Source organism: Paracraurococcus lichenis, from assembly GCF_030657435.1.
Classification (GTDB): Bacteria; Pseudomonadota; Alphaproteobacteria; order Acetobacterales; family Acetobacteraceae; genus Paracraurococcus; species Paracraurococcus lichenis.
Window position 1 is genome coordinate 372,023 of record NZ_JAUTWS010000001.1, and the last position, 24,121, is coordinate 396,143.

Sequence of the window (24,121 nt, forward strand, 5' to 3'; positions counted from 1 at the left end):
GATGGAATTCGATCTCGCGCCGCTCGGCGCCTGGCTCGCGCGGCATGTCGAGGGCTTCCGCGGGCCCTTCGCCATGGACCGCCTCTCCGGCGGCCAGTCCAACCCGACCTACCGCATCCGCGCCGCCTCGGGCGACTACGTCCTTCGGCGGAAGCCCGACGGCAAGCTGCTGCCCTCGGCCCATGCGGTGGACCGGGAGTACCGGGTGATCGGCGCGCTGCACGCGGCCGGCCTGCCGATGCCGCGCGTCTTCGGCTATGGCGACGACCCCGCCGTCGTGCCGACGCCCTTCTTCGTCATGGAGTTCGTCGAGGGGCGCATCTTCTTCGACCCGCGCCTGCCGGAGGTGCCGCGGCAGGACCGCGCGGCGCTCTTCGATGCCATGAACGACACCCTGGCGCGGCTGCACAGCCTCGATCCCACGGCCATCGGCCTCGGCGACTATGGCCGCCCCGGCAATTACATGGCGCGGCAGATCGAGCGCTGGACGAAGCAGTACCGCGCCTCCGAGACGCAGCGGATCGAGGCTATGGAGCGGCTGATCGAGTGGCTGCCCCGGCGCCTCGCCACGGTGGACGACAGCGCCGTCTCGGTGGTGCATGGCGACTGCCGGATGGACAACTTCGTCTTCCACCCGACCGAGCCGCGCGTCGTCGCCGTGCTGGACTGGGAACTCTCGACCCTCGGCAGCCCGCTGGCCGATTTCGCCTACAACGTCATGGCCTGGCGAATCACGCCCGAGCTCTTCCGCGGCATGGCGGGCAGCGACCTCGCCGCGCTCGGCCTGCCGGCCGAGTCGGACTATGTCGCCGCCTATTGCCGGCGGACCGGCCGGGAGGCCTTCCCGGCGCTCGACTTCTACCTCGCCTTCAACCTGTTCCGGCTGGCCGCCATCATGCAGGGAATCGCCCGCCGGGTGCTGGACGGCACGGCGGCCGGGGCGGATGCCGAGGAGAACGGCCGCAAGGCGGCGCCCATCGCCGAGCTCGGCTGGCAGACGGCACAACGCGCGGGCGCCTGACGGAGGCGGTATGTTACATCACCAGGCGACTTGCTATCACTGTCCGCGCGAATGGCTTCGTCATAGGATCTAATGAGAGATGACAAATCAGAGCGAAATGCAGAAGCGATATATCAAGCTTATGGCGGATTACTATTGCTTCCCGTTATGGGAGTCAACTCCAGACTCCTATGATAATGTTGATCCGGCCGATTTGCCAATAACAGATGAACTCAGAGACGATCTATACAAATAGGCGGAGCAATACACAGCTTCACTTAACATGGATGACCCACCATCCTCCGGATTTGCTGATGCGGCCACCGAAGAAGCGTTCCGACAAAAAGGAGTCGAGCTTTTGCACCGACTTCAAAATGAGCTGAGCGATGCGTATGACGCGTATGAATTTAGGCTTGTTTTGCCATGATGTTATCTACATGTGACAGCGAGTTTAGCTGACCTTTTGCAGATTTTGTTTTTCATGCAATAACTTCTTTCACAATAACGCTTCTGTTTCATTCAGATCATCCGGCTTTTTTTACTTCTAAAATTTTCATTGCCCGCCCTGGGCGTGGCCGCCCCGGTCGGGCATGCCGTCAGCCTTCTGCAGCCGTTGACGCAGATCCAGGACCAATCCGTGCCTCAGGTAATCAAGCTTGCCGCCGTGCTCGGCACAGTCATCCTGTGGCGGCCGGAGCCGCCACCTGTGACCACCCCGATCCGCAAGATCTGCCATATCGACCTCGACGCCTTCTATGCCAGCGTCGAGCAACGCGACGACCCGGCCCTCCGCGGCCGCCCGGTCGCGGTCGGCGGCTCGCGCGAGCGGGGCGTGGTGGCGGCGGCGAGCTACGAGGCGCGGAAGTACGGCGTCCGCTCCGCCATGCCCTCGCTGCAGGCGGCGCGGCTCTGCCCGGAGCTGGTCTTCGTGAAGCCGCGCTTCGAGGTCTACCGCGCCATCTCCCGCGAGATCCGTGCGATCTACGAGGACTACACCCCGCTGGTCGAGCCGCTCTCTCTGGACGAGGCCTATCTCGACGTCACCGAGAACCGCAAGGGCATCGACTATGCCAGCCGGATCGCCGCCGAGATCCGCGCCGCCATCCTGGCGCAGACCGGGCTGACCGCCTCGGCCGGCATCTCCTACAACAAGTTCCTCGCCAAGCTCGCCTCCGACCACCGCAAGCCGAACGGGCAGTTCGTCATCACGCCGGACATGGGCCCCGATTTCGTCGCGGGGCTCGAGGTCGGGCGCTTCCACGGCGTTGGGCCGGCAACGGCGGCGAAGATGCAGCGCCTCGGCATCCGCACCGGCGCCGATCTCCGCGCCTGCAGCCTCGCCTTCCTGCAGCAGCATTTCGGCAAGGCCGGCGCGCATTTCCACGCCATCAGCCGCGGCGAGGACGACCGCCCCGTGCGGCCCGACCGGCCGCGCAAGTCCTCGGGCAGCGAGACGACCTATGCGAAGGACCTGGCGACGCCGGCGGAGGTGGAGGCCGGCATCGCGGCGCTGGCCGCCGAGGTCTGGGACTGGTGCGAGCGGCACCGCTGGTCCGGGCGGACGGTGACGGTGAAGCTGCGCTACAGCGATTTCCGCACCATCACCCGCAGCCGCACGCGGCCCCTCCCCATCGCAGGGCATGCGGAGCTGGCGGGCATCGCGGCCGAGCTGGTGCGCGGCGTCTTCCCGCTGGCCAGGCCCGTGCGCCTGCTCGGCGTGACGGTGGCACAGGCCGAGGGCGAGGAACGCCAGTCCGCGCAGGCGGCCTTCGAGTTCTGATGCGCGCTCAGCCGCCGCGCCGCCCGATCATGCGCGCCAGCAGCATCAGCACCAGGCCGGCCGCGACCACGCCATAGGTCTCCGGATTACGGCGCACCGCGGCGACCGCCTCCTCCGGGATCCAGAGCAGCGCGTCCCAGCCGACCCAGGCGGCGGCGAGGCCCAGCAGCACCAGCAGGCTGCCGAGCGCGGAGAGCCAGCGCGCCATCTCAGCCCAGGCGCCCGGCGCGGTCGCGGGCCAGCGCGTCCTCGACCAGCCGGCGGTCGCGCGCCTCCTGCTTCCGGTTGCGCACGGCCAGCACGGCCCAGAGCACCGCGAGGCCCCAGGTCATCAGCCCCGGGACGAAGGGCAGCACGATCAGCACGAGGCCGGAAAGCCAGAGCAGGGCATTGAACACGGCCTGGAAGGGCCGGCCGGCCAGCAGCAGGGCGAGGGGCGGGAGAAGAAGGGCGAGCAGATACATCACGAGACGGAACGACCCCGCGCGGCGAAGGTTGCGCGCTGCCATGACAGGCGCCGGCAGGCCTGCCGGCAATGCCTCTGGCAGGGGGGCCCGGGCGCCCTGGCGCAGCCCGCCGCGCCCGCGGCGTGGGCCGAGGGCGCCCTCCCGTCGCCGCCATCGCCGCCTTGCCCCGGGCCGGCGCTAGGGGCGGAGATCCTCGGCCTGCCGCCCGGCAGGGTGGAGGCGCTCGGGCATCGCCGATGGCTCCGACCGGATCCGGGGGCTGCGCCGGCCGGCCCCGCCCGGTGCCGCGGATCGGCCCTCCGACCCGGCCGCGGGTCGGGGCCGCTTGGCGCCGCGCCGTGCCGCGCTGCGGCGCCTGGCATCGACCTTCCGCGACCACAGGCCCAGGGTCGCGACCAGGAGGGGGAGGCCGATGGCCGCCGTCAGCATGGCGGCGCCGAAGGCTCCCCGGCAGAGGAAGTGATAGAGGAGGAAGAGGTCGGTTGCGGCAAGGCTCGTGCAGAGAAGCCGCAGGATCCTTCTCTCGTCGACGACAGGGGCTTTCGGAGTGGCCTTACGTCTCGGCCTGCGGTCGCGCTTGGCAGCCATCCGCGGCTTCATGACCAGGGGCGCCGGCCTGGGCAAGACCGCCCCTGACTGGTGCGGCGCGACGTCTCTGGGCAGCGCCCGGCCCGGCGCAGAAAAGGAAAGCCGCCGACGCGCCCGGTGCGCATCGGCGGCTCCTGGCAATCCCGGTGGCCCAGCGATGCCGGCCGGGCGGCGGACCGCCACGGCCGGCACGCGCCAGGACCCCGAGGCGAAGCCTCAGACCGAGTAGTACATCTCGAACTCGACGGGGTGCGGCGTGTGCTCGAAGCGATACACGTCGGCCCACTTCAGCTCGATGTAGGACTCGATCTGGTCCTTGGTGAAGACGTCGCCGGACAGCAGGAACTCGTGGTCGGCCTCGAGCGCGCCGAGCGCCTCGCGGAGCGAGCCGCAGACGGTCGGGATGCCCTTCAGCTCCTCGGGCGGCAGGTCATAGAGATCCTTGTCCATCGGGTCGCCCGGATGGATGCGGTTCTTGATGCCGTCGAGGCCGGCCATGAGCATGGCGGCGAAGGCGAGGTAGGGGTTCGCGCCCGGATCCGGGAAGCGGACCTCGACGCGCTTCGCCTTCGGGCTGGTCGCGTAGGGGATGCGGCAGGAGGCCGAGCGGTTGCGGGCGGAATAGGCCAGCAGCACCGGCGCCTCGAAGCCCGGGATCAGCCGCTTGTAGCTGTTGGTCAGCGGGTTGGTGAAGGCGTTCAGCGCCTTGGCGTGCTTGATGATGCCGCCGATGTAGTAGAGCGCCGTCTCCGACAGGTCGGCATAGCCGTTGCCGGCGAAGACCGGCTTGCCGTCCTTCCAGATGGACTGGTGAACGTGCATGCCGCTGCCGTTGTCGCCGTAGATCGGCTTCGGCATGAAGGTCGCGGTCTTGCCGTAGCTGTGGGCGACGTTGTGGATGCAGTACTTGTAGATCTGCATGAAGTCGGCCTGCTGGACCAGCGGACCGAACTTGGTGCCGAGCTCGTGCTGCGACTGCGCCACCTCGTGGTGGTGCTTCTCGCCCGGGACGCCCATCTCGATCATGGTCGAGAGCATCTCGGCGCGCAGGTCCTGCTCGGAATCCACTGGCGGGACGGGGAAGTAGCCGCCCTTGACGCCGGGGCGGTGGCCCATGTTGCCCTCGGGGTAGTCCTTCAGGTTCGCGCCCGGGCCCTCGACGGAGGTCAGCTCATAGCTGCCGAAATTGCCGCCGGTGCCAAACTTCACGCTGTCGAAGACGAAGAACTCCGCCTCCGGGCCGAAGAAGGCGGTGTCGCCGATCCCCGTGCTCTTCAGGTAGGCCTCGGCGCGCTTCGCGGTGGAGCGCGGGTCGCGCGAGTACATCTGGCCGGTCGAGGGCTCGATGATGTCGCAGAACAGGATCAACTGCGGCTTGGCCGAGAACGGATCCATGCAGGCATTCTCGGGGTCCGGCATCAGGATCATGTCGGACTCGTTGATCGCCTTCCAGCCGGCGATGGAGGAGCCGTCGAACATGATGCCGTCGGTGAAGGTGTCCTCCTCGACCGTCGAGACGTGCTGCGCCGTGTGCTGCCACTTGCCGCGGGGATCCGTGAAGCGGAAGTCCACGTACTCGACGCTGTGCTCCTTGATCATCTCCATGACCTTGGAGACGGCCGCTGCCTTATCTGACATGCGCTGTATCCTGTACCCCTGACTGGTCCCGGGATTCCTTGCGGAATCCCACGTCGCCCCCTGACGCGGCGCACGCCGCGACCCGTGCCCTGCACCGCCTCCCCGGCGGCGCGGGACCCGGGCTTGCCGCCGCAGGCCGTGGGCTTGTCCCGGCCGCGGCGTGTTACGCGTGGCCCGCTCCCGGCAGGCCACCCACGCTCACCTCAGACCGCGTCCTCGCCCCGTTCGCCGGTGCGGATGCGGATCACCTCCTGGATGTCGGAGATGAAGATCTTGCCGTCGCCGATGCGGCCGGTGCGGGCGGCCTGCTGGATCGCCTCGACGGCGCGTTCGGCGAGATCGTCGGTGCAGACGACCTCGATCTTCACCTTGGGGAGGAAGTCCACGACGTATTCGGCCCCGCGGTAGAGTTCCGTGTGGCCCTTCTGGCGCCCGAAGCCCTTGGCCTCGACCACGGTGAGGCCCTGCAGACCGATCTCGTGCAGGGCGTCCTTCACCTCGTCGAGCTTGAAGGGCTTGATGATGGCCTCGATCTTCTTCATCGGCTCCGCTTTGCGTTCCGGGGATGGCCTTCGTTCCGAAGCAGTCCCGGCATGACGCTTCCTCCTGACCTCTCCGCCCGTTCCGGCGGTGCCGGCCGCGGCTGTTTTGCACGGCCCGTGCCAAGGGTTCAATCGGGCCACGGGCGGAAATCCACCGGAATCTGGTCCGCGAGCGCCTGCCCGATCGGCAGTCTGCCCAAGTTTGGAGCAAATCCCGTTCCGCCTGCGCCTTGCGGCGAAGGGGGCGGGAACCCATTATGGCCGGGATTTCCGGGCGGCCGCGGCGCCGGCAGCGGCCGGCGCCCGAACGCCCGATTCCTCCACACGCGAAAAGGGCAAGGGCGGGAATGCAGCCCCAGAACAGCCTGCTGTCGGCCACCGGCACCACCATCTTCACCGTCATGTCGGCGCTGGCCGTGCAGCATGGCGCGATCAATCTCGGCCAGGGCTTTCCCGACTACGACGGGCCGGAGGACGTCATCGAGGCCGCGGCCGCGGCGCTGAAGGACGGCCGCAACCAGTACCCGCCGCTGACCGGCGTGCCGGAACTGCGCCAGGCCGTCGCCGCCCACAACCGGCGCTTCTACGGCCTGGAGGTGGACCCGAATGCCGAGGTCGTCGTCACCTCCGGCGCGACCGAGGCGATCACCGCCTGCCTGATGGCGGTGCTGAACCCGGGCGACGAATGCGTCCTGATCGAGCCGCTCTACGACACCTACCTGCCAGTGGTGAAGATGCTGGGCGCGGTGCCGAAGCTGGTGCGGCTGAACCCGCCGGACTGGGCGCTGCCGCGGGCCGAGCTGGCCGCAGCCTTCGGGCCGAAGACCAAGGCGATCCTCTTCAACACTCCGATGAACCCGACCGGCAAGGTCTTCACCAATGCCGAACTCGCCTTCATCGCCAGCCTGATCGAGAAGCACGACTGCTACGCGATCTGCGACGAGGTCTACGAGCACCTGACCTTCGACGGCTGGAAGCACATCCCGCTGATGACCCTGCCGGGGATGCGGGAGCGCAGCCTGCGCATCGGCAGCGCCGGCAAGACCTTCAGCCTGACAGGCTGGAAGGTGGGCTACATCACCTGCGACCGCTCGCTCGCGCCGAATGTCGCCAAGGCGCACCAGAACCTGACCTTCACCACGCCGCCCAACCTGCAGCGGGGCGTGGCCGTCGGGCTGATGAAGGACGACGCCTATTTCGAGGGGCTCTCCACCCGCCTGCAGGCGCGGCGCGACCGGCTCGCGGCGGGCCTTGCCGAGATCGGCTTCGGCGTGCTCGAGACGCGCGGCAGCTACTTCATCACCACCGATTTCCGCCCGCTCGGCTTCAACGGCGACGACGTGGCCTTCTGCCGGACCATCACCGAGGAGGCGAAGGTGACGGCGATCCCCGTCACCGCCTTCTACGCCTCGGAGGAGGCGCCGAGCCACTATGCCCGCTTCGCCTTCTGCAAGGGGGAGGCGGTGCTGGACGAGGCGCTGGACCGGCTCCGCGCCTGGGTGGCGTCCCGCGGGGGCAGGCAGTTGACGGCAGCCGCCGGCTAGCCCTATGACCCGCCGCCCGGGCGGTTGCCGCCCGGGCCGTGTGGCGGCCATAGCTCAGTTGGTAGAGCGCCAGGTTGTGGTCCTGGATGTCACGGGTTCGAGTCCCGTTGGTCGCCCCACCCTCCCTTTCCCCCGCAGCGCGCCCCCGGCAGGATGGCCCGGCATGCAAGGGGGAACGTCCTCATGGACCTGAGACTGGATGGCCGCGCGGCGCTGATCACCGGCGGCTCCAAGGGGCTCGGCCTCGCCATCGCCAAGGCCTTCGCCGGTGCCGGCGGCGCGGTGGCGATCGTGGCCCGCAATGCCGGGCAATTGGCGGATGCCGAGGCCGCGATCCGCGCCGCCGCGCCGGGCGCGAAGGTCGCGGCGATCGCCGCCGACATCAGCACCGCGGCCGGTTGCGAGTCGGCCTTTGCCGGGGCGGAGAAGGCGCTCGGCCAAGTGGACATCCTGGTGAACAATGCCGGGACCAGCCAGCGCGGCCCCTTCCTCGAGGTCACCGACGCGCTCTGGCAGAACGACCTCGACCTCAAGCTCTTCGCCGCCATCCGGCTGGGCCGGCTGGTCTGGCCGGGCATGGCGGCGCGGCGCTGGGGGCGGATCATCAATGTGCTGAACACCGGCGCGAAGGCCCCGCCGGCCGAGGGCGCGCCGACCGCCGTCAGCCGCGCCGCCGGCATGGCGCTGACCAAGGTGCAGGCGAACGAGGGCGCGAAGCACAACATCCTGGTGAATGCGCTGCTGGTTGGCCTGATCGACAGCGACCAGCACCGCCGCCGGCACGCGGCCAGCGGCACCAACGAGAGCTACGAGGAATGGCTGGCCAAGCTCGGCGCCTCGCTCCCGCTCGGCCGCTACGGCAAGGCCGAGGAATTCGCCGCGACCGCCCTGTTCCTGTGCAGCGAGCCGGGCAGCTACATCGCCGGCGTCGCGCTGAACGTGGACGGCGGCCGCAGCCCGGTGGTGTAAAGACTTAGAGAAAACGAAGGGGGCCCGGGGGAAGTGCCTTCCCCCGGACTCTTCCTCTCACCTGTTCCGCGGATAGGCGCCCGAGGTATCCGACCCGGTCGTCCGGTCATAGGCCCGCTCCGCCGCCGTGCCCGGCGGGTTGGCACGCGTGCCGTCGGACTGCGACGGATAGGCGCCCGAGGTGTTGGTGCCCGCCGTCCGGTCGAAGGCCCGCTCGGCCGCCGTGCCGGAGGGGTTGTTGCCGCGGCCATCGGCGCTGGTGCGCGGGCTGTCGGTCGCGCGGTCATAGGCGCGCTGCAGGGCGGTGCTCGGCGGGTTGCCGCGGGTGCCGTCCGGCGGGCCGCCGCAGGCGGCGAGGGCGGTCAGCAGCGTGGCGGCGGCGAGGCCCCGCAGCAGGGGCTTGGCGTGCATGGAAGGCGTGCTCCTCGATCTGTTACGGACCCGCGTCTAGGCCGGTCGTTCCGCATAGCGCAGGGGAATGGCACGGGTTCCGCCGGGACCTCGTCCCCGGGCACGGCTTCTGCTAACCGCGGCTTTTCCGACATGGTGGAAGGACGGGGCATGGCGAGGGAACTGACGGTCGGGATCGGCGGCCTCGGCGCGATCGGCGGGCATCTCGCGCGGTCGCTCGATGCGGGGGTGGAGGGGCTGCGCCTGGTCGCGGTCGCGGCGCGCGACCAGGCCAAGGCGCGGCAGGCCATCGCCGGCTTCCGGACGCCGCCGGCGCTGGTTGGGCTGGCGGAGCTCGCGGAGCACGCGGATGTGGTGGTGGAGGCGGCGCCGGCCGCGGTCTTCGAGCAGATCGCCGAATCCGCCATCGCCCGCGGCCGAATCTTCGTCCCCTCCAGCGTCGGCGCGCTGCTGCCGCGCATGCACCTCGTCGCCCGCGCCAAGGAGACGGGCGCGCGCATCGTGGTGCCGACCGGCGCGCTGCTCGGGCTGGATGCCGTGCGCGCCGCGGCGGAGGGCGAGGTGGAGAGCGTGACCATCCAGACCCGCAAGCCGCCGCGCGGCCTCGAGGGCGCGCCCTACCTGGTCGCGAATGCCATCGACGTCCTCGCCATCACCCAGCCGACCGTCGTCTTCAAGGGCAATGCCTTCGACGCCGCGCGCGGCTTCCCCGCGAACGTGAACGTCGCCGCCGCGCTGGCCCTGGCCGGCATCGGGCCGGAGCGGACGATGGTGGAGATCTGGGGCGACCCGACCGTCACGCGCAACACCCACACCATCCGGGTCGAGGCCGCGGCGGCGCGGCTGACCATGACGATCGAGAACGTGCCGAGCGAGGAGAACCCGCGCACGGGCAAGATCACGCCGCTCTCGATCCTCGCCTGCCTGCGCGGGCTGACGAGCACGCTGAAGGTCGGCACCTGAGCGGCGGGTGGCGCCGCCGGGATGCCGCTGCTCGCCTTCGCCTATATCGCCTTCATCGGCCTCGGCCTGCCGGACCCGCTGCCCGGCACGCTCTGGCCGGCGATGCATGCCGCCTATGGGCTGCCGGTCGGGGCACTGGGCGCGCTGCTGCTGGCGGTCTCGGCCGGGACCATGGCCGCCAGCATCCTGGCCGGGCGCGCCATCGCCGCCTTCGGCACCGGCGGCGTGCTGGCGGGCAGCGTGGCGCTGACGGCGCTGGCCGCCCTCGGCGCGGCGACGGCGCCGCCCTGGCCGTTGCTCGTCGCGCTCGCCCTGCTCTCGGGCCTCGGCGCCGGGGCGGTGGATGCGGCCATGAACCTCTTCGCCGCGGCCCGCTTCGCACCGAGGCACCTCAACTGGATGCATGCCTGCTGGGGCATCGGCGCGACGCTGAGCCCGGCCATCGCCACCGGCCTGCTGGCGGCCGGCGCTTCCTGGCGGGCGGGCTATGGCGTGGCCGGCGCCATGCTCGCGGCGCTCGCCGCGGGCTTCCTGCTGACGCGGGCGCGCTGGGGCGGGAAGCAGCCGCCGGAGGGGCCGCGGCTCTCCGCCGCATCGGTGCTGCGGAACCGCCTGGCGCGGCTGCAGATCCTGGCCTTCTTCACCTATTGCGGGGTGGAGGCCGGCACCGGCCAGTGGCTGGCGACGGTGCTGGTGGAGGCGCGCGGCGCCGATCCGGCGCTGGCGGGCGCGGCGACGACGCTGTTCTGGGCCGCGCTGGCCGCCGGGCGGGTCGGCCTCGGCTTCGTGGTGGACCGGCTGGGGCCGGACCCGATGCTGCGCCTCGCGGTGCTCGCCGCGGTGCCGGCCTCGGCCGGCTTCGCGCTGGCGCCGGCGGGCCTCGACCTGGCCTCGGCGGCGCTGCTCGCCGTAGCGCTGGCGCCGCTCTACCCCACGCTGATGGCGCGCACGCCGGCCCGGCTGGGCGCCGCAGCGGCCATGCACGCGGTGGGGTTCCAGGTGGCGGCGGCGACGCTCGGCGCGGGGCTGCTGCCGGCGCTGCTCGGCCTCGCGCCGCTCGCGCTGGTGCCATGGCTGCTGCTGGGGCTGGCCGTGCTGCTGGCCGTCCTGGTGCTGCGGATCGCCGGCGCGCCGTGAGCTTTCCCGGGGCTCGCCGCTTCCGGCGTGAGTTTCCTGAGAGCCTCCCGCGGCGATCCGGCCGAGGCCCGCCATGGCCCGCGGCCCCGGCCTGCATTCCCGAGCGGATCGCGGCACCCGCCTGGGTCCACCCGGGCGCCGCCTGCTCCAGGACCTCGGCGTGCAGGCCAGAGGCCCGCCGCCGGGCGCTTCCGCCCCGCGGCGACGCGCCCTAGCGCCGCGGCAGCAACTGCTCCACCAGCGTCGCCCAGTAGCTGGCGCCGACCGGCAGCATCTCGTCGTTGAAATCGTAGCGGGGGTGGTGGACCTGCGGATCCTCCGCCGTCCGGCCGGTGCCGAGCATGATGTAGTTGCCGGCCTTGGCGTTCAGCATGAAGCTGAAATCCTCGCCGCCCATGGTCGGCACGACCATCTCGACGACGCGCGACTCGCCGGCGACCGCCCGCGCGGCGCGGGCGGCGAGTTGCGTGCTCTCCGCCTCGTTCACCGTCGCGGGATAGCCGCGGTCGAACACCGCCTCGGCCGTCGCGCCGAAGGCGGCGGCGATGCCGGTGACCAGCGAGGTGAACTTCGCCTCCAGCAGGTCGCCGACCTCCGGCTTGAACCAGCGCGCGGTGCCGCGCAGCGTGACGCTCTGCGGGATGACGTTCCAGGTGTCGCCGCCCTGGATGTGGCCGATGGTGATGACGCCCGCCTCCACCGGCTCGACGTTGCGGGCGACGATGCTCTGCAGCGCGGTGACGATCTGGGAGGCGATGACGATCGGGTCGTTCCCCTGGTGCGGCATGGCGCCATGCGCGCCCTTCCCGGTGATGGTGGCGCGGATATTGGCGGTCGCGGCCATGACCGGGCCCTCGCGCCAGAGGAAGGTGCCCTCCGGCGCGCCGGGCCAGTTGTGCAGGCCGAAGACGCGCTCCATCGGGAAGCGGTCGAAGAGGCCTTCCCGCACCATGACATTGCCGCCGCCGCCGATCTCCTCGGCGGGCTGGAAGATCACATAGACCGTGCCGTCGAAATTGCGGGTCTCCGCCAGGTACTTCGCGGCGCCGAGCAGCATGGTGGTGTGGCCGTCATGGCCGCAGGCATGCATCTTCCCCGGGATGGTGGAGGCATGCGGCAGGCCGGTCGCCTCTTCGATCGGCAGGGCGTCCATGTCGGCGCGCAGGCCGATGGCGCGGCCGCTATTGCCCTGGCCGCGGATGACGCCGACGACGCCGGTCTTCGCGATGCCGGTGACGACCTCGTCGCAGCCGAACTCCCGCAACTTCTGCGCGACGATGCCGCTGGTGCGGACCTCCTCGAAGGCGGTCTCGGGATGGGCGTGGAAGTCCTGCCGCCAGGCGGTCAGTTCCGGGTGGAATTCGGCGATCCGATTCAGGATGGGCATGGGGTTCGTCCGGCTGAGGTCGTTGGGGTATTGGGCGTTGCGGCATGCGGTGCAAGGGCCGCGCCGGGGCAGGGCGGACATGGGGGCGGAGGGGGCGTCGATCCCCCCCTGTGCCCGGCCGCAGCCGGGTCCTAGCCTGCCGGCGGGAGGATCCGCCATGCACCAGACCGCCATCACCCTCGAGGTCACGGCCGAGGAGCCCTTCGCCGGCGGCCAGGATTTCGGCGCCGGCCCCTATCGTCGCATCGCCGCCATCGCGCGCGGGGCGCTGGACCCGGCCGACCCGCGCAACGCCGTCATCGCCGACCTCGGCCTCGCGCCGCGCAATGCCGAGAGGCTGGTGGAGTATGCGACCGAGGTCGTGCTGCTGCGCCCCGCCGACCCCACCCGGGCCAATGGCCGCCTCCTCTACGACGTCACCAACCGCGGCCGGAAGATGCTCTTCGGCAGCGTCTTCGACGCGCCCGGCGGCCAGGCGGAGCTGAACGCGCTGCGCAGCCCGGCCTCGGTCGGGCTGGCGCTGCCCCTGCGTGCCGGCACCACGCTCGCCTGGAGCGGCTGGGACCCCGAGGCGCCGCGCGCCAATGACGGGCTCCGGATCGACCTCCCCGTGCTGCCCGGCGTCACCGGCCTCGTGCGCGACGAGTTCGTCTTCGGCACCCGCATCACGCCCGCGGACCGGCCGACCGCGCCGCTCTCCTACCCCGTGGCGGACCGCGATCCGGCTAGGGCCAGCCTGACGGTGCGGCGGCACCGCGGGGATCCGCCGCGGCCGGTCGCCTTCGCCTATGCCGGCGAGCGCGCGATACGGCTGGAGCCGGAGGGCACCCGCTTCGAGCCCGGCAGCATCTACGACTTCCGCTATCCCGCGACCGGCGCCCGGCCGCTCGGCATGGGCTGGGCGGCGACGCGCGACGTCGTCTCCCACCTCCGCCACGGCGCGCCGGCGGCGCTCGGCGGCATCGCGCTCAGGACCACCATCGCCCTCGGCATCTCGCAGGCCGGGCGCTGGCTGCGGCACCTCGTCGATCTCGGGATGAATGCCGACCTCGCGGGGCAGCGCGTCTTCGACGGCGTGCTGACGCATGTCGCCGGCGCCGGCCGGGTCTTCGGCAACGAGCGCTTCGCCCAGCCCGACCGCACCGCGACCTGGCACGAGGATCTCGGCTTCCCCGAGGTCTGGTTCCCCATGGCCGCGGCGGAGGTGGTGGACCCGATGACCGGCCGGCGCGCCGCGCTGCTCAAGGGCGACGGCAGCGACCCGCTGCTGATGCAGGTGAACAGCTCGACCGAATACTGGCAGAAGGGCGCCAGCCTGATCCACGCCGACCCGGCCGGCACCCGGGACCTGCCGGAGCCGCCCGATGTCCGGCACTACCTCGTCGCTGGCACCAAGCATGGCGGCCGCTTCGGCGCCACCACCGCGCGCGGGAATGCCTTCCACCTCAACAACCCGCATTCCGCCAGCCCGCTGCTGCGGGCGCTGCTGGCGGCGCTGGAGGACTGGGTGGAGACCGGGCGGGCGCCGCCGCCCTCCCGCGTGCCGAGGATCGCCGACGGCACGCTGCTGCCGGCGGAGGCGGTGCTGGCGGCCTTCCCCGACCTGCCCGCCACCCGCCGCCCGCGCCGCGCGACGCCCATCGCGCCGGTGACGGACTGGGTCGCCGAGACGCGCGGGCCGGAGGAGGCCTGGCGCCCGCTGGTGCCGGCGGTCGATGCCGACGGCAACGAGCGCGCCGGGGTGCGCCTGCCCGACATCGCCGTGCCGCGCGGCACCTATACCGGCTGGAACCTCTACGCCGCGGAGGGGCTGCAGGCGGAGCCCTGCGACCGGGAGGGCAGCCTGTTCCCCTTCGCGCTGGACGCGGCGGCGCGCGCGGCGAGCGGCGACCCGCGCCCGAGCCTCGCCGAGCGCTACCCCGACGCCGAGGGCTATGTCGCGGCGGTGCGCGCCGCGGCGGCGGCGCTGGTCGCCGACCGCCTGCTGCTGCCGGCGGATGCCGAGGCCTATGTCACCGCCGCGCAGCAGGCGGGGCCGGCGCCGCTCAGCCGCTGAGCCCGGCGGCGAGGATCGCCTCCACCACCTCCTGCACCTCCAGCGCCTCGCGCAGCGTCGCCAGCGGGTGGTCCTTGCCGCGGGTCATGGCGGCGACGCTGGCAAGCTGGCGCTTGAGCACCAGCGGCCGCTGCCGCTCGTTCGGCAGCGCGTCCGGCGCCTGCTGCCAGTGGCCGTCCGCGCCCGGCCGCTCGGCGACGGACCAGTCGCGCAGGCGGATGGCGCCGGCCGGCCCGCGCAGCGTCCAGGTATTGTGGTCGTCCTGCTCCGTCCTGCCGACGCCCCCCGAGAGCGTCACCGGCACGCCGCCCGCGGTCAGCCGCGCCTCGATCGCGGTCTCCGAGCCCTCGCCGGCGGGGAAGGTCGCGCGTGCCTCCTGCAGGACCAGCGGGCCGAGCTGCCGGCGCGTGAGGAACAGGAAGTGCGATATGACCTCGCGGGTGAAGCCGCCCTCCGCCCGGCGGGACAGCCAGGCGGCCGCGTCGCGCTGCCAGCCGCGCGGCCAGGTGGCGAAGGCGACCTCGATGGCAAGCGATTCGGCCGGGCCGGTCGCGCCCTCCGCCCGCCAGGCGGCAAGCTGCGCCACGGCGGGGGAGGAGGCCATGGGGAAGTTCACCGCCGCCCGTGCCCGGAGCGCCTCCGCCTTGGCGACGAAGCCGCGCGCCGCGGCGAGGTCGACGGCCAGCGGCTTCTCGAGGAACACGGCGCGGCCGGCGCCGAGCGCGGCCTCGGCCAGCGGGATATGCGCCGCGGGCGGCGCGGCGATGTAGAGGCAGTCGCAGGCCTCGATGACAGCGGCGGCGCTGCCGAGCGCCGGCACGGCGGGCGCGACGGCGGCCAGCCGCGCCGCGGCCTCCGGGGAGGGGTCCCAGACGCCCACGGGCCGCACATGCGCGGCGGCATGGTCGAGGGCGGCGCGCAGCAGCCTCTCCCCCATGATGCCGAAGCCGATGATGCCGAGGGCGATGGCGGCCATGCTGTGGGTCTCCCGGGTCGTGCCGCGGCGGGTATGGCACGCCCCGGGCGTTTGTCGGAGGGGAGGGGCGGTGCGATGTTGGAAGGCGCCCGGGCAGGCGAGCGATTGGATCGGGGTGGGGCGCGTGCCAGCCGTGCCCGGCTTGCCCGGCACCGGAGGCGGCAGCATCCTCCGCCGCGATCGGGCCGGGCGGGCCCCGCCGCCCGCAAGCCCCCAGGAGGAACGCCGCATGGCCGATGACACCCCGCTGCTGGTGACGCGCGAGGGCCCCGTGGTCCGCGCCACCATGAACCGGCCGGAGCGCCGCAACGCCCTCTCCGAGGCCATGGGCGCCGCCTGGGACGCGCTGCTCGCCGACCTCGCCCGGGACCGCGAGGCGCGGGTGCTGGTGATCGCCGGCGCCGGCGGCCATTTCTGCGCCGGGCTGGACCTGACCGAGGTGGCGCGCGAGGAGACGCCGGAACGCAAGCTCGAGCGGCAGCAGGCGCGCAACCGCCGCACCGGCCAGCGCTTCGCCGACATCTCCGGCCTGCCGCAGGTGGTGATCGCGGCGGTCGAGGGGTCCTGCCATGCCGGGGGCCTCGGCTTCTGCTGCTCGGCCGACATCGCCTTCGCCGCTGCGACCGCGCGCTTCGCGGCGCCCGAGGTGCGGCGCGGCCTGGTCCCCGCCCAGATCCTGCCCTGGCTCGCCCGCCGCACCGGCCGCACCGCGGCGACGCGGCTGGTGCTGGAGGCGGCGGTGATCGACGCCGCCGAGGCCGGGCGCATCGGCCTGGTGCACCAGGTGCTGCCGGATGCCGCGGCGCTGGAGGCGCAGGTGCAGCGGACCATCGCCGCGGTGCTGGAAGGCGCGCCGGGCGCGCTGGCCGAGACCAAGGGGCTGCTGGCCGCGCTCGGGCCCGTCTCGCCCGAGGGCTATGCCGAGGCCGGCGCGGCCGCCTTCGCCCGCACCGCCTCCAGCGCCGAGGCGGCGGAGGGGATCGCCGCCTTCAAGGCGAAGCGGAAGCCGGGCTGGGCCGCGTAACGGCGCCGGAGCCCCGTCCCATCTTACGGGGGCGGCTCGCCTGCCGCCGCCGGAGGCGCGCCGCGGAGCGGCGTCAGTCGGCGACGGCGCCGCTCGCGCGCACGATCGCCTGCATGCGGAGCGTCTCCTCGGCGATGAAGCGGGCGAAGGCGGCGCGGCCGCCGGCGCGCGGCAGGCTGCCGGCCTCCACGATCCGCGCGGCCACGGCCGGGTCGGCGATCGCCGCCACGGCCTCCGCCTCCAGCCGCGCCAGCACCGGCTCCGGCACGCCGGCCGGCGCGACCAGGCCGAACCAGCCCGTCGTGGTGACGTCGACCCCCGCCTCGCGCAGCGTCGGCAGGCCGGCGAAGGCGGGCACCCGGTCCTCCCCGGTCACGGCCAGCGGCTTCATGCGGCCGCTGCGCGCCAGGTCGGCGACGCCGGCAATGGTCTGGAACAGCACCTGCACCCGCCCTTCCATCAGGTCGGAGTTGACCTGCGCCGGGTCGCGGTAGGGGACATGCACCATGCGGGTGCCGGTCAGCATGTTGAACTGCACGCCGGCCAGGTGCTGCGAGGTGCCGTTGCCGATGGAGCCGAAGCTGACGGCCGCACCCCGCGCCCGCGCCCAGGCGGCGAAGTCCGCGACGGAGGCGACGGGCAGCGCGGGCGGCACGACCATCAGGTTCGGCACCACCGCGAGCAGCGAGATGGGCAGGAGGTCCCGGTCCGGGTCGTAGGCCAGGCGGCGGAACAGGAAGCGGTTCACCGCGAGCGTGCCGACGGCGCCGAGGCCGAGCGTATGGCCGTCCGGCGCGGCGCGGGCGACCGCCTCCGTCCCCAGGTTGCCGCCGGCCCCGGCGCGGTTCTCGATCACCACGGGCTGGCCGAGGCCGCGCGCCATGCGCTCCGCCGCGACCCGGGCGACGAAGTCGCTGGACCCGCCGGGCGGGAAGGGGACGACCAGGCGGATCGGGCGCGCGGGCCAGGGCTCCTCGGCCAGGGCGGGCGTGGCGAGCGCCGCGGCGAGCAGCGCGCGCCGGCGCATCAGGCGATCTCCGCCGCGCGCCGCAGGCTGGCGATCATGGACATGCGCGTCAGCAGCGCATGCGCCTGCGCCGGGTCCGCAGCCGCCGCGGCCATGCGGGCGCGGAAGGCGGCCTGGTCCTCGGGCGAGCGTGCCTCGAGGTTCTGCTTGTTGGCGATGGTCTGGCTCTGCACGTGCTCCACCGTCACGCCGCGGCGCTGGCGGTCGTAGCGGTCGAGCAGGGCGGGGTCCTCGCCGTCCAGCACCACCCGGGCCAGTTTCTCCGCGAGGTTCATGGCGTCGTGCACGCCGCCGTTCAGCCCCATGCCGCCGAGCGGGTTGTTGATGTGCGCCGCATCGCCCGCCAGCAGGATCCGGCCCCTGCGGAAGCGCTCCGCCACGCGCTGGTGGACGCGGTAGAGCGTGCGGTGGCGGATCTCGTAGCCGGAGCGGCCGGGCAGGATGCGCGCCATGCGCGCCGCGGCGAAGGCGTCCGAGGCGACCTCCTCCTCGCTCACCTCCGGCTTCACCGGGAACATGGCGCGCCACAGGCCGGGCACGCGCAGCAGGAAGAACCACTCCTCCGGGTCGGCATAGTAGGAGACGTCGGCGAGGCCCGGGATGGCTTCGGCGAACTCGAAGGGCGTCGAGAGCACCAGGAAGCGCTCCGGCCAGGTGAAGCCCTGGAACTCGATGCCGGCGGCGCGGCGCACCGCGCTGCGCGCGCCGTCCGCGCCGATCAGCCAGGACCCCTCCACCGCGGTGCCGTCCGCGAGGGTGACGCGCACGCGCTCGCCCAGGTCCTCGGCGTTCTCCACCGCCGCGCCGAAGCGCAGCGCGACGCCAGGCCTGTCCCGCAGCAGCCCTGCCAGGATGCGCGTCAGCTTGAACTGCTCCGCCTGCAGCCGGAAGGGATGGCGGGTGATGTCGGCGATGATGCCGAAGTCGAAGCCGGCGATCAGGCTGTGGTCGCGGTTGCGGTACTGCAGCGCCGGCGCGACCAGCCCCTGCGCGATCAGCGGCCGCGCGGCGCCGAGCTCGTCCAGCATGTCGAGCGTCGGTGCATGGAAGGTGGAGGCGCGGAGCTCGGCGGGGAGGCTGGGCTCGGCCTCGAGCACCGTCACCGCGACGCCGGCCCGCTGCAGCGCCGCGGCGGCGACCAGCCCGACCGGGCCGGCGCCCGCGATGAGGACGGGAAGCGTCATGGCCGCGACGCTAACAGCCGCGCGCGCCGCGGCGCAACCGCAGCGCCGTCGCCACGCCGCCCAGCGCGAGCTGCGCCGCCACCACCAGGAAGGGCGCCCGCCAGCCGCCGAGCAGCGGCACCAGCGCGCCGAAGGCCGCCGGCCCCGCGACATAGCCGCAGAAGATCAGCAGCGTGGAGCCGCTGGTCGCGTCCTGGATGCGGGCGGGCGGGGCGAGGCGGGCCACCTCCGCCATGACGATGCCGTTCCACGACGCCGCGAGGAAGCCGTTCGCCGCCGCGACCGCCAGCAGCAGCGCCGGCGGCGTGCCGGCCGGCAGCGAGGCGAGCAGGGCCAACGCGCCGGCGGCGGCCAGGGCCTGCACCACCAGGTTCCGCGCCGCCCGCCCCGTCCGGTCCGCCAGCCAGCCCAGCGCGATGCGCGCCACGATCCCGGCCCCCTGCATGGCCGCGAAGACCGAGCCGGCGGCGACCAGCGAGAGGCCATGCGCCTCCACCAGCCAGGTGACGCAGAAGGCGAAAAGGCAGCCCTGCGCGACCGCGAAGCCGAAGCCGAGCGCGGCCAGCGGGACCAGCAGCGGATCGACCCGCAGCGCCCGGAAGGGCGCGGCGAGGTTGGCGCGGCCGAGGAGCGCGGCCGGCGAGATGCGCCGGCCCGGCTCGCGCTCGGCATCGAGGCTCTCGCGGAGCGGCTGGATCAGCAGGGCGCAGAGCAGCGCCAGCCCGACCGCGAGGGCGAGCGTCGCCTGCCAGCCGAAGGCGGCGGCGGCCGGCGCCGCCAGCAGCCCGGTGACCGCCCCTCCCAGCGGCGCCCCGGCCTGCTTGATCGAGAAGATCAGCGTCCGGTGCCGCGGCGGCGCCGTCGCGGCCAGGATGCGGCTGCCGGCCGGCGGCGTCGGGCCATAGCCGATGCCGAGCAGGAGGGTGGCGGCGAGGAAGGCGGGCAGCGTGCCGATGGCCGCGACCAGCAGGCCGAGCGCCGAGACCGCCGTCCCCGCCTGCAGCCCGCGCACCGGCCCGAGCCGCGCCAGCACCGCCCCGCCGAACAGCAGGAAGAGGACCGTCCCGGCGGCCGAGGCGGCGTTCAGCGGCCCGATGCTCTCCGGCCGGAGGCCGGCATCGCCCGTCAGCAGCGGCGCCAGCACCGGCAGCATCTGGACCATGCCGGAGGCGACCGCCTGCATCAGCAGCGTGGCGCCCAAGGGGAGGACCCATGGCGCGATCCGGGATGGGGCGGTCACGGCGACAGGCTAGAGATAAAGCGGGCACCTGTGGACCCACCCCGGCGCCGCAATCGGCGCGCATCGACCAAGCGCCCGGGGCCGGCTTGCCAGCCGGGCCGCGCCGGGGGAGTCTGCCGCCGAACATCCCAGGAGGAAGCGGCATGTCCGGCACCGGCGCACCGGTCGGATTCATCGGTCTCGGCATGATGGGCCTGCCCATGGCGCGCAGCCTGCTGCGACGTGGGCGCAGCCTCGTCGCCTGCGACAGCAGCGAGGCGGCGCGCGCCGCGCTCGCCGAGGGCGCCGTGCGCTTCGCCGCGACGCCGGCAGGCGTCGCCGATGCCGCCGAGGTGATCGTGCTCATGCTGCCCGACAGCCGCGTGGTCGCGCAGGTGATGGAAGGCGAGGGCGGGCTGTTGCCGGCGCTGCGCGCGGGGCAGCTCGTCATCGACATGGGCAGCTCGCTCCCCGGCGAGACGCGACGCCTCGCGGCGCTCGCCGCCGCGCGCGGCGCGATGCTGGTGGATGCGCCGGTCTCGGGCAGCGTGGTGAAGGCCAAGGCCGGGACGCTCGCCATCATGACGGGCGGCGAGGATGCCGCCTGGGCCAAGGCCGAGCCGGTGCTGCGCGACATGGGCGAGACGCTGATCCGCACCGGCGCGGTCGGCAGCGCGCATGCCATGAAGGCGCTGAACAACTACGTCTATGCCGCCGGCCTGCTGGCCACCGCCGAGGCGCTGCGCATGGCCGAGGCGATGCAGCTCGACCTCGCGGTCTTCGCCGACGTGCTGAACGCGTCGTCGGGCCGCAACATCGCCACCGAGACCAAGGTGAAGCAGGAGATCCTGCCCGGCCGCTACCAGGGCGGCTTCCAGCTCGGCCTGATGCGCAAGGACCTCGAGACCGCCGGCGCCATCGCCGCCGAGACGGGCTTCGACGCCAAGGCGCTGCAGCTCTGCCGCGCGCTCTGGGGCGAGGCCGTCGCGGCGCTCGGGCCGAAGGCGGACAACACGGAGATCCACCGCTTCCTCGGGGCCGGCCGGTGACGCGGCCCGATGACCTGGGTGCGGCACCGTGCGAAGGCCTGGACCGGTCCGCCATGCACCTGACGCGTCGCGCCCTCCTCGGCGCCCCCGCGCTGCTGGCCGCGCCGGCGCTGGCGCAGTCCTGGCCCGACCGCCCGATCCGCATCGTCGTCGCCTTCCCCGCCGGCAGCGTCACCGACACGCTGATCCGCCACCTCTCGGAGCCGCTGGCAAAGGAGCTCGGCCAGCCCGTCATCATCGACAACCGGCCGGGCGGCAACGGCGTGGTGGGGACGGAGAGCGCGGCCCGCGCCGGCACGGATGGCCTGACCTGGTGCGTGCTGTCCGTCACCAACGGCGCCCTCGCGCCCTATGTCGTGCGCAGGCTTCCCTACGACCCGCTGAAGGACTTCCAGCCGATCGGCTTCCTCGCCGAGACGGCCTATATCCTGGTGGTCCGCGCCGACCATCCCGCGCGCGACCTGCCCGGCCTGATCGCGCTGGCGAAGGAGAAGCCCGGCGCGCTGACCTTCAGCTACGGCAACCAGAGCGCCCATATCGCCTCGGCGACGCTGGCGCGCATGGCCGGCGTCGAGATGACGGGCATTCCCTATCGCGGCGGGCCGGAGGCGCTGACCGACGTCATCGCCGGGCGGATCGACAGCACCTTCACCGACATCCCGGCCGGCGTGCCGCAGATCAGGGACGGCAAGGTCCGCGCCCTCGGCATCACCCAGCCGGAGCCCTTCGCGCTGCTGCCAGAGATCCCGCCCGTTGCGACCATGCTGCCGGGCTACGGCTTCCGCTTCTGGTTCGGCATGGGCGTGCCCACCGGCACGCCGCCCGCCATCGTCGCGCGCGCCAATGCGGCGATGAACGCGGCGCTCGGCAGCGGCGAGTTCGCAGAGCGCGTGGCCAGGCTCGGCTATGTCCCGCGGCCGACCGAGCCGGAGTGGTTCCGGACCTTCCTCGCCGGGCAGATCCGCGAACTGGGCGACCGCGCGCGCGAGGTCGGCATCGAGCCGGGCTGAGGCGGGCGCCGCGCGCCGCGTGCCGGGCACGGGCGCGCCGCCGCCATCGAAGGGGGAGGATTCCGATGCGACACATCGTCAAGGCCGCGCTCGCCGCGGCCATGCTGGCCCTGCCGGCCGCCGCGGAGCCGGCGCCAGGCGGGCCGCTGACCATCGAGAGGCAGGGCAGCTTCTTCATCGGCGGGCGGGAGGTGAAGGCGGATGCCCTCTCCACCCTGCCGGCCTATGCGCCCTCCGGCACCATCACCGTCGATCAGGTCTATGTCCGCTACCAGGTGCCGGCGGCGGCGACGGGGCGGCCGCTGGTGCTGGTGCATGGCTGCTGCCTGACCGGCAAGACCTGGGAGACGACGCCCGACGGCCGCATGGGCTGGGACGAGTATTTCCTCCGCCGCGGCCACCCGACCTATGTGGTGGACCAGGCCTGGCGCGGCCGCTCCGCCGCCAGCCCCGTCGGCATCAACCGCGTCCGCAGCGGCAAGGCCCCGCCGGACGAGCTGCCGACGGTCTTCTCCGCCGGGCACGAGCCGGCCTGGGCGATCTTCCGCTTCGGTGCCGAGTATCCGCAGGTCTTCCCCGGCATGCTCTTCCCGCTTGAGGCGCAGGAGGAGTTCTGGAAGCAGATGGTGCCGGACTGGCTGAACAGCCTGCCGACGCCGAACCCGACCGTGCCGGCGCTGGCGGACCTGGCGCAGAGGCTCGGCGGCGCGGTGCTGGTCAGCCATTCGCAGAGCGGCATCTATCCCTTCCAGGCCGCGGCGCTGAACCGCGCGGGCATCGCCGGCATCGTCTCCATCGAGCCGGGCGCCTGCCCCGCCGCGACGGGCGACATGGCGCCCTACAAGGGCCTGCCGATCCTGGTGCTGTGGGGCGACTATGTCGATCTCTCGCCGCGCTGGGCGCCGCGGCTGAAGGGCTGCCGCGACTTCGCCGCGGCGGCCAATGCGGCGGGCGGGCAGGTGGAGAATGCCGTGCTGCCGGAGATGGGCATCAAGGGCAATTCCCACATGCTCATGCAGGACCGGAACAGCCTGGAGGTCGCGGACTGGCTGGCGGGCTGGCTGGCGCGGAAGGTGGGGCCGAAGGGATAGGTCGGGGGGTCCGCTACGCGGCCCCGGCGGAGCGGGTGCCCCGGGGGCGGGCCTGGATGGCGGCGCCGTCGGCGCGCCGCCTTGTCAGGAATTCCACCACCGTGACGACCGATTGCGGATCGCCCGTGCCGGCCAGCATGATTGCTGACCGGCATGGGCTGTAGGCTGTCGCGCAGCCGTCAGGCCGTCGGCGCACCACGCCGACCGGTGCGCGATAACCATCGGCAGAAGGCAAGGCTTCTGCCGGTCGGCATCAGACCGCGGCAGCGCGCCGGTTGCGACGCAGCGTGCTGACACCGAGGCCGAGAAGTCCGGCACCGAGCAGGGCAAGCGAGGTCGGCTCGGGGACCGGGGTCACGCCCGCTTTGGTCTGCGCGGAGAAGGTGGTCTCCCCGTTGCCCTGCGCCGTGAGGGTGAAGATGCCCGGCGTCGGGTCATAACCGGCCAGCCGGAACGTACCGGTGCCGGAGAGGGACAGAGACGTCAGGCCGGCATCCGAGCGCGTGACATCGGTAATGGCCGCAAGATCGAAGTGAAGCGTCAGCGCGTTCTCGGTAATCGTGTAGAAGTCGTTGATCAACCGGCTGCCCACGACCAGCGATCCCGCCGGCAGGTCGGTGATCGTGCCGCATCCTCCGGCCGAGGCCGACATCGCACAGCCGAGCAGGGTGAAGAGCGGCGCAAAGGTACCCGTGGACTTGGCGTTCAGGTCGATGGTGCCGCCCGGGGTCCCTGCCACGCCGTTGTTCAGGAAGTCGAGGCCGGTCGCGGTAGAGATGTTTCCGCCCGAGGGCAGCCCGGCCACGCCGCCGGTGATGCTGACGGTGCTGTTGGGCGCAATGGGCGCTGCCATGGCTGCGCCGGCAGAGAGAACCAGAGCCATCGTCGCGTACAGGATGGGCTGAGTGACACTCGGCATATCTGACCTCAGAAATGCTCGCAGGTTGTTGAGATATCTAGCTCTGCGGCAGTCAGGAACTGCTATAATCGTGCCAATGAAACGGCCTGTTTGAGTCCAAGTACTTATCGTATACACGGACGCTTGAGCAAAAATTCTGT

The 24,121-nt window shown here is 72.6% G+C and carries 22 protein-coding genes and 1 tRNA gene; 12 read left to right on the forward strand and 11 right to left on the reverse strand.

Annotation, left to right across the window (positions count from 1 at the left end; translation table 11 throughout):
* The first annotated feature begins 1 nt into the window (after position 1).
* Together Q7A36_RS01735 and dinB are read left to right on the forward strand one after the other, a co-directional pair.
* Positions 2-1,021 (forward strand): phosphotransferase, encoded by a 1,020-nt coding sequence (locus Q7A36_RS01735; protein ID WP_305101909.1) that lies wholly within the window; start codon positions 2-4, stop codon positions 1,019-1,021.
* A gap of 505 nt (positions 1,022-1,526) precedes the next feature.
* On the forward strand, positions 1,527-2,780 hold the full coding sequence (dinB, locus tag Q7A36_RS01740; RefSeq protein WP_305101953.1) for a DNA polymerase IV: 1,254 nt from the start codon (positions 1,527-1,529) through the stop codon (positions 2,778-2,780).
* Positions 2,781-2,787: 7 nt separating this feature from the next.
* Here the strand turns inward: dinB and Q7A36_RS01745 are convergent, their stop codons facing one another.
* The 4 genes from Q7A36_RS01745 to Q7A36_RS01760 form a co-directional block, all read right to left on the reverse strand.
* Positions 2,788-2,988, reverse strand: coding sequence for a hypothetical protein (locus Q7A36_RS01745; protein WP_305101910.1), 201 nt, complete (start codon positions 2,986-2,988; stop codon positions 2,788-2,790).
* A 1-nt stretch (position 2,989) separates the two neighbouring features.
* Positions 2,990-3,289: a hypothetical protein gene (locus Q7A36_RS01750; RefSeq protein ID WP_305101911.1), complete on the reverse strand. Its 300-nt coding sequence runs from the start codon at positions 3,287-3,289 to the stop codon at positions 2,990-2,992.
* A gap of 762 nt (positions 3,290-4,051) precedes the next feature.
* Positions 4,052-5,473 (reverse strand): type I glutamate--ammonia ligase, encoded by a 1,422-nt coding sequence (gene glnA, locus Q7A36_RS01755; protein WP_305101912.1) that lies wholly within the window; start codon positions 5,471-5,473, stop codon positions 4,052-4,054.
* A gap of 203 nt (positions 5,474-5,676) precedes the next feature.
* On the reverse strand, positions 5,677-6,015 hold the full coding sequence (locus tag Q7A36_RS01760; protein ID WP_305101913.1) for a P-II family nitrogen regulator: 339 nt from the start codon (positions 6,013-6,015) through the stop codon (positions 5,677-5,679).
* A 347-nt stretch (positions 6,016-6,362) separates the two neighbouring features.
* On the opposite strand from Q7A36_RS01760, the gene Q7A36_RS01765 reads away from it, so the two are divergent.
* From Q7A36_RS01765 to Q7A36_RS01775, 3 genes are all read left to right on the forward strand, one after another.
* The gene (locus Q7A36_RS01765; protein WP_305101914.1) at positions 6,363-7,559 is read left to right on the forward strand and encodes an aminotransferase; all 1,197 of its coding nucleotides are present in this window, start codon (positions 6,363-6,365) and stop codon (positions 7,557-7,559) included.
* 43 nt (positions 7,560-7,602) lie between these two features.
* Positions 7,603-7,678, forward strand: a tRNA-His gene (locus Q7A36_RS01770).
* A 64-nt stretch (positions 7,679-7,742) separates the two neighbouring features.
* The gene (locus tag Q7A36_RS01775; RefSeq protein ID WP_305101915.1) at positions 7,743-8,528 is read left to right on the forward strand and encodes an SDR family oxidoreductase; all 786 of its coding nucleotides are present in this window, start codon (positions 7,743-7,745) and stop codon (positions 8,526-8,528) included.
* 57 nt (positions 8,529-8,585) lie between these two features.
* On the opposite strand, the gene Q7A36_RS01780 is transcribed toward Q7A36_RS01775, so the two are convergent.
* On the reverse strand, positions 8,586-8,939 hold the full coding sequence (locus Q7A36_RS01780; RefSeq protein WP_305101916.1) for a hypothetical protein: 354 nt from the start codon (positions 8,937-8,939) through the stop codon (positions 8,586-8,588).
* A 150-nt stretch (positions 8,940-9,089) separates the two neighbouring features.
* On the opposite strand from Q7A36_RS01780, the gene Q7A36_RS01785 reads away from it, so the two are divergent.
* A complete protein-coding gene (locus Q7A36_RS01785; protein ID WP_305101917.1) occupies positions 9,090-9,902 on the forward strand; it encodes an aspartate dehydrogenase in 813 nt (270 codons plus the stop codon).
* 21 nt (positions 9,903-9,923) lie between these two features.
* A complete protein-coding gene (locus Q7A36_RS01790) occupies positions 9,924-11,039 on the forward strand; it encodes an MFS transporter (protein ID WP_305101918.1) in 1,116 nt (371 codons plus the stop codon).
* A gap of 211 nt (positions 11,040-11,250) precedes the next feature.
* Here the strand turns inward: Q7A36_RS01790 and Q7A36_RS01795 are convergent, their stop codons facing one another.
* Positions 11,251-12,426, reverse strand: a complete 1,176-nt coding sequence (locus Q7A36_RS01795; RefSeq protein ID WP_305101919.1) for a M20 aminoacylase family protein — start codon at positions 12,424-12,426, stop codon at positions 11,251-11,253.
* A 157-nt stretch (positions 12,427-12,583) separates the two neighbouring features.
* Here Q7A36_RS01795 and Q7A36_RS01800 point away from each other — a divergent pair, with 157 nt between their 5' ends.
* Positions 12,584-14,482, forward strand: a complete 1,899-nt coding sequence (locus Q7A36_RS01800) for an alpha/beta hydrolase domain-containing protein (RefSeq protein WP_305101920.1) — start codon at positions 12,584-12,586, stop codon at positions 14,480-14,482.
* Here Q7A36_RS01800 and Q7A36_RS01805 read toward each other — a convergent pair.
* Positions 14,472-15,458 carry a Gfo/Idh/MocA family protein gene (locus Q7A36_RS01805; RefSeq protein ID WP_305101921.1) on the reverse strand — a complete coding sequence of 329 codons (987 nt, stop codon included), beginning with the start codon at positions 15,456-15,458 and terminating at the stop codon, positions 14,472-14,474. The genes Q7A36_RS01800 and Q7A36_RS01805 overlap by 11 nt on opposite strands.
* Positions 15,459-15,687: 229 nt before the next feature.
* Between Q7A36_RS01805 and Q7A36_RS01810 the strand changes: the two genes are divergently transcribed.
* Positions 15,688-16,482 (forward strand): enoyl-CoA hydratase/isomerase family protein, encoded by a 795-nt coding sequence (locus Q7A36_RS01810; RefSeq protein WP_305101922.1) that lies wholly within the window; start codon positions 15,688-15,690, stop codon positions 16,480-16,482.
* A 73-nt stretch (positions 16,483-16,555) separates the two neighbouring features.
* Here the strand turns inward: Q7A36_RS01810 and Q7A36_RS01815 are convergent, their stop codons facing one another.
* The 3 genes from Q7A36_RS01815 to Q7A36_RS01825 are packed head-to-tail and all read right to left on the reverse strand — an operon-like array spanning position 16,556 to position 19,894.
* Positions 16,556-17,509, reverse strand: a complete 954-nt coding sequence (locus Q7A36_RS01815; RefSeq protein WP_305101923.1) for a Bug family tripartite tricarboxylate transporter substrate binding protein — start codon at positions 17,507-17,509, stop codon at positions 16,556-16,558.
* Positions 17,509-18,693, reverse strand: a complete 1,185-nt coding sequence (locus Q7A36_RS01820) for an FAD-dependent oxidoreductase (RefSeq protein ID WP_305101924.1) — start codon at positions 18,691-18,693, stop codon at positions 17,509-17,511. The genes Q7A36_RS01815 and Q7A36_RS01820 overlap by 1 nt, the downstream gene beginning before the upstream one ends.
* A 10-nt stretch (positions 18,694-18,703) precedes the next feature.
* Entirely contained in the window at positions 18,704-19,894 is a 1,191-nt protein-coding gene (locus tag Q7A36_RS01825; protein ID WP_305101925.1) for an MFS transporter, read from the reverse strand.
* A 182-nt stretch (positions 19,895-20,076) separates the two neighbouring features.
* On the opposite strand from Q7A36_RS01825, the gene Q7A36_RS01830 reads away from it, so the two are divergent.
* The 3 genes from Q7A36_RS01830 to Q7A36_RS01840 all read left to right on the forward strand — a co-directional run bounded on the left by Q7A36_RS01830 (position 20,077) and on the right by Q7A36_RS01840 (position 23,062).
* Complete coding sequence (locus tag Q7A36_RS01830; protein WP_305101926.1) at positions 20,077-20,961, forward strand: NAD(P)-dependent oxidoreductase; 885 nt, start codon at positions 20,077-20,079, stop codon at positions 20,959-20,961.
* A gap of 53 nt (positions 20,962-21,014) precedes the next feature.
* Positions 21,015-21,971: a Bug family tripartite tricarboxylate transporter substrate binding protein gene (locus Q7A36_RS01835; RefSeq protein ID WP_305101927.1), complete on the forward strand. Its 957-nt coding sequence runs from the start codon at positions 21,015-21,017 to the stop codon at positions 21,969-21,971.
* A 65-nt stretch (positions 21,972-22,036) separates the two neighbouring features.
* The gene (locus Q7A36_RS01840) at positions 22,037-23,062 is read left to right on the forward strand and encodes an alpha/beta hydrolase family protein (protein WP_305101928.1); all 1,026 of its coding nucleotides are present in this window, start codon (positions 22,037-22,039) and stop codon (positions 23,060-23,062) included.
* Positions 23,063-23,315: 253 nt separating this feature from the next.
* Here Q7A36_RS01840 and Q7A36_RS01845 read toward each other — a convergent pair whose 3' ends face one another.
* On the reverse strand, positions 23,316-23,981 hold the full coding sequence (locus tag Q7A36_RS01845; RefSeq protein WP_305101929.1) for a PEP-CTERM sorting domain-containing protein: 666 nt from the start codon (positions 23,979-23,981) through the stop codon (positions 23,316-23,318).
* Positions 23,982-24,121 lie beyond the last annotated feature (140 nt).

Bases quoted from the DNA above. Each gene is read 5' to 3' on its own strand.
- Q7A36_RS01735 (WP_305101909.1), top strand. From the start codon at position 2: ATGGAATTCGATCTCGCGCCGCTCGGCGCCTGGCTCGCGCGGCATGTC.
- Q7A36_RS01745 (WP_305101910.1), bottom strand. From the start codon at position 2,988: ATGGCGCGCTGGCTCTCCGCGCTCGGCAGCCTGCTGGTGCTGCTGGGC.
- Q7A36_RS01750 (WP_305101911.1), bottom strand. From the start codon at position 3,289: ATGGCAGCGCGCAACCTTCGCCGCGCGGGGTCGTTCCGTCTCGTGATG.
- glnA (WP_305101912.1), bottom strand. From the start codon at position 5,473: ATGTCAGATAAGGCAGCGGCCGTCTCCAAGGTCATGGAGATGATCAAG.
- Q7A36_RS01760 (WP_305101913.1), bottom strand. From the start codon at position 6,015: ATGAAGAAGATCGAGGCCATCATCAAGCCCTTCAAGCTCGACGAGGTG.
- Q7A36_RS01765 (WP_305101914.1), top strand. From the start codon at position 6,363: ATGCAGCCCCAGAACAGCCTGCTGTCGGCCACCGGCACCACCATCTTC.
- Q7A36_RS01775 (WP_305101915.1), top strand. From the start codon at position 7,743: ATGGACCTGAGACTGGATGGCCGCGCGGCGCTGATCACCGGCGGCTCC.
- Q7A36_RS01780 (WP_305101916.1), bottom strand. From the start codon at position 8,939: ATGCACGCCAAGCCCCTGCTGCGGGGCCTCGCCGCCGCCACGCTGCTG.
- Q7A36_RS01785 (WP_305101917.1), top strand. From the start codon at position 9,090: ATGGCGAGGGAACTGACGGTCGGGATCGGCGGCCTCGGCGCGATCGGC.
- Q7A36_RS01790 (WP_305101918.1), top strand. From the start codon at position 9,924: ATGCCGCTGCTCGCCTTCGCCTATATCGCCTTCATCGGCCTCGGCCTG.
- Q7A36_RS01795 (WP_305101919.1), bottom strand. From the start codon at position 12,426: ATGCCCATCCTGAATCGGATCGCCGAATTCCACCCGGAACTGACCGCC.
- Q7A36_RS01800 (WP_305101920.1), top strand. From the start codon at position 12,584: ATGCACCAGACCGCCATCACCCTCGAGGTCACGGCCGAGGAGCCCTTC.
- Q7A36_RS01805 (WP_305101921.1), bottom strand. From the start codon at position 15,458: ATGGCCGCCATCGCCCTCGGCATCATCGGCTTCGGCATCATGGGGGAG.
- Q7A36_RS01810 (WP_305101922.1), top strand. From the start codon at position 15,688: ATGGCCGATGACACCCCGCTGCTGGTGACGCGCGAGGGCCCCGTGGTC.
- Q7A36_RS01815 (WP_305101923.1), bottom strand. From the start codon at position 17,509: ATGCGCCGGCGCGCGCTGCTCGCCGCGGCGCTCGCCACGCCCGCCCTG.
- Q7A36_RS01820 (WP_305101924.1), bottom strand. From the start codon at position 18,693: ATGACGCTTCCCGTCCTCATCGCGGGCGCCGGCCCGGTCGGGCTGGTC.
- Q7A36_RS01830 (WP_305101926.1), top strand. From the start codon at position 20,077: ATGTCCGGCACCGGCGCACCGGTCGGATTCATCGGTCTCGGCATGATG.
- Q7A36_RS01835 (WP_305101927.1), top strand. From the start codon at position 21,015: ATGCACCTGACGCGTCGCGCCCTCCTCGGCGCCCCCGCGCTGCTGGCC.
- Q7A36_RS01840 (WP_305101928.1), top strand. From the start codon at position 22,037: ATGCGACACATCGTCAAGGCCGCGCTCGCCGCGGCCATGCTGGCCCTG.
- Q7A36_RS01845 (WP_305101929.1), bottom strand. From the start codon at position 23,981: ATGCCGAGTGTCACTCAGCCCATCCTGTACGCGACGATGGCTCTGGTT.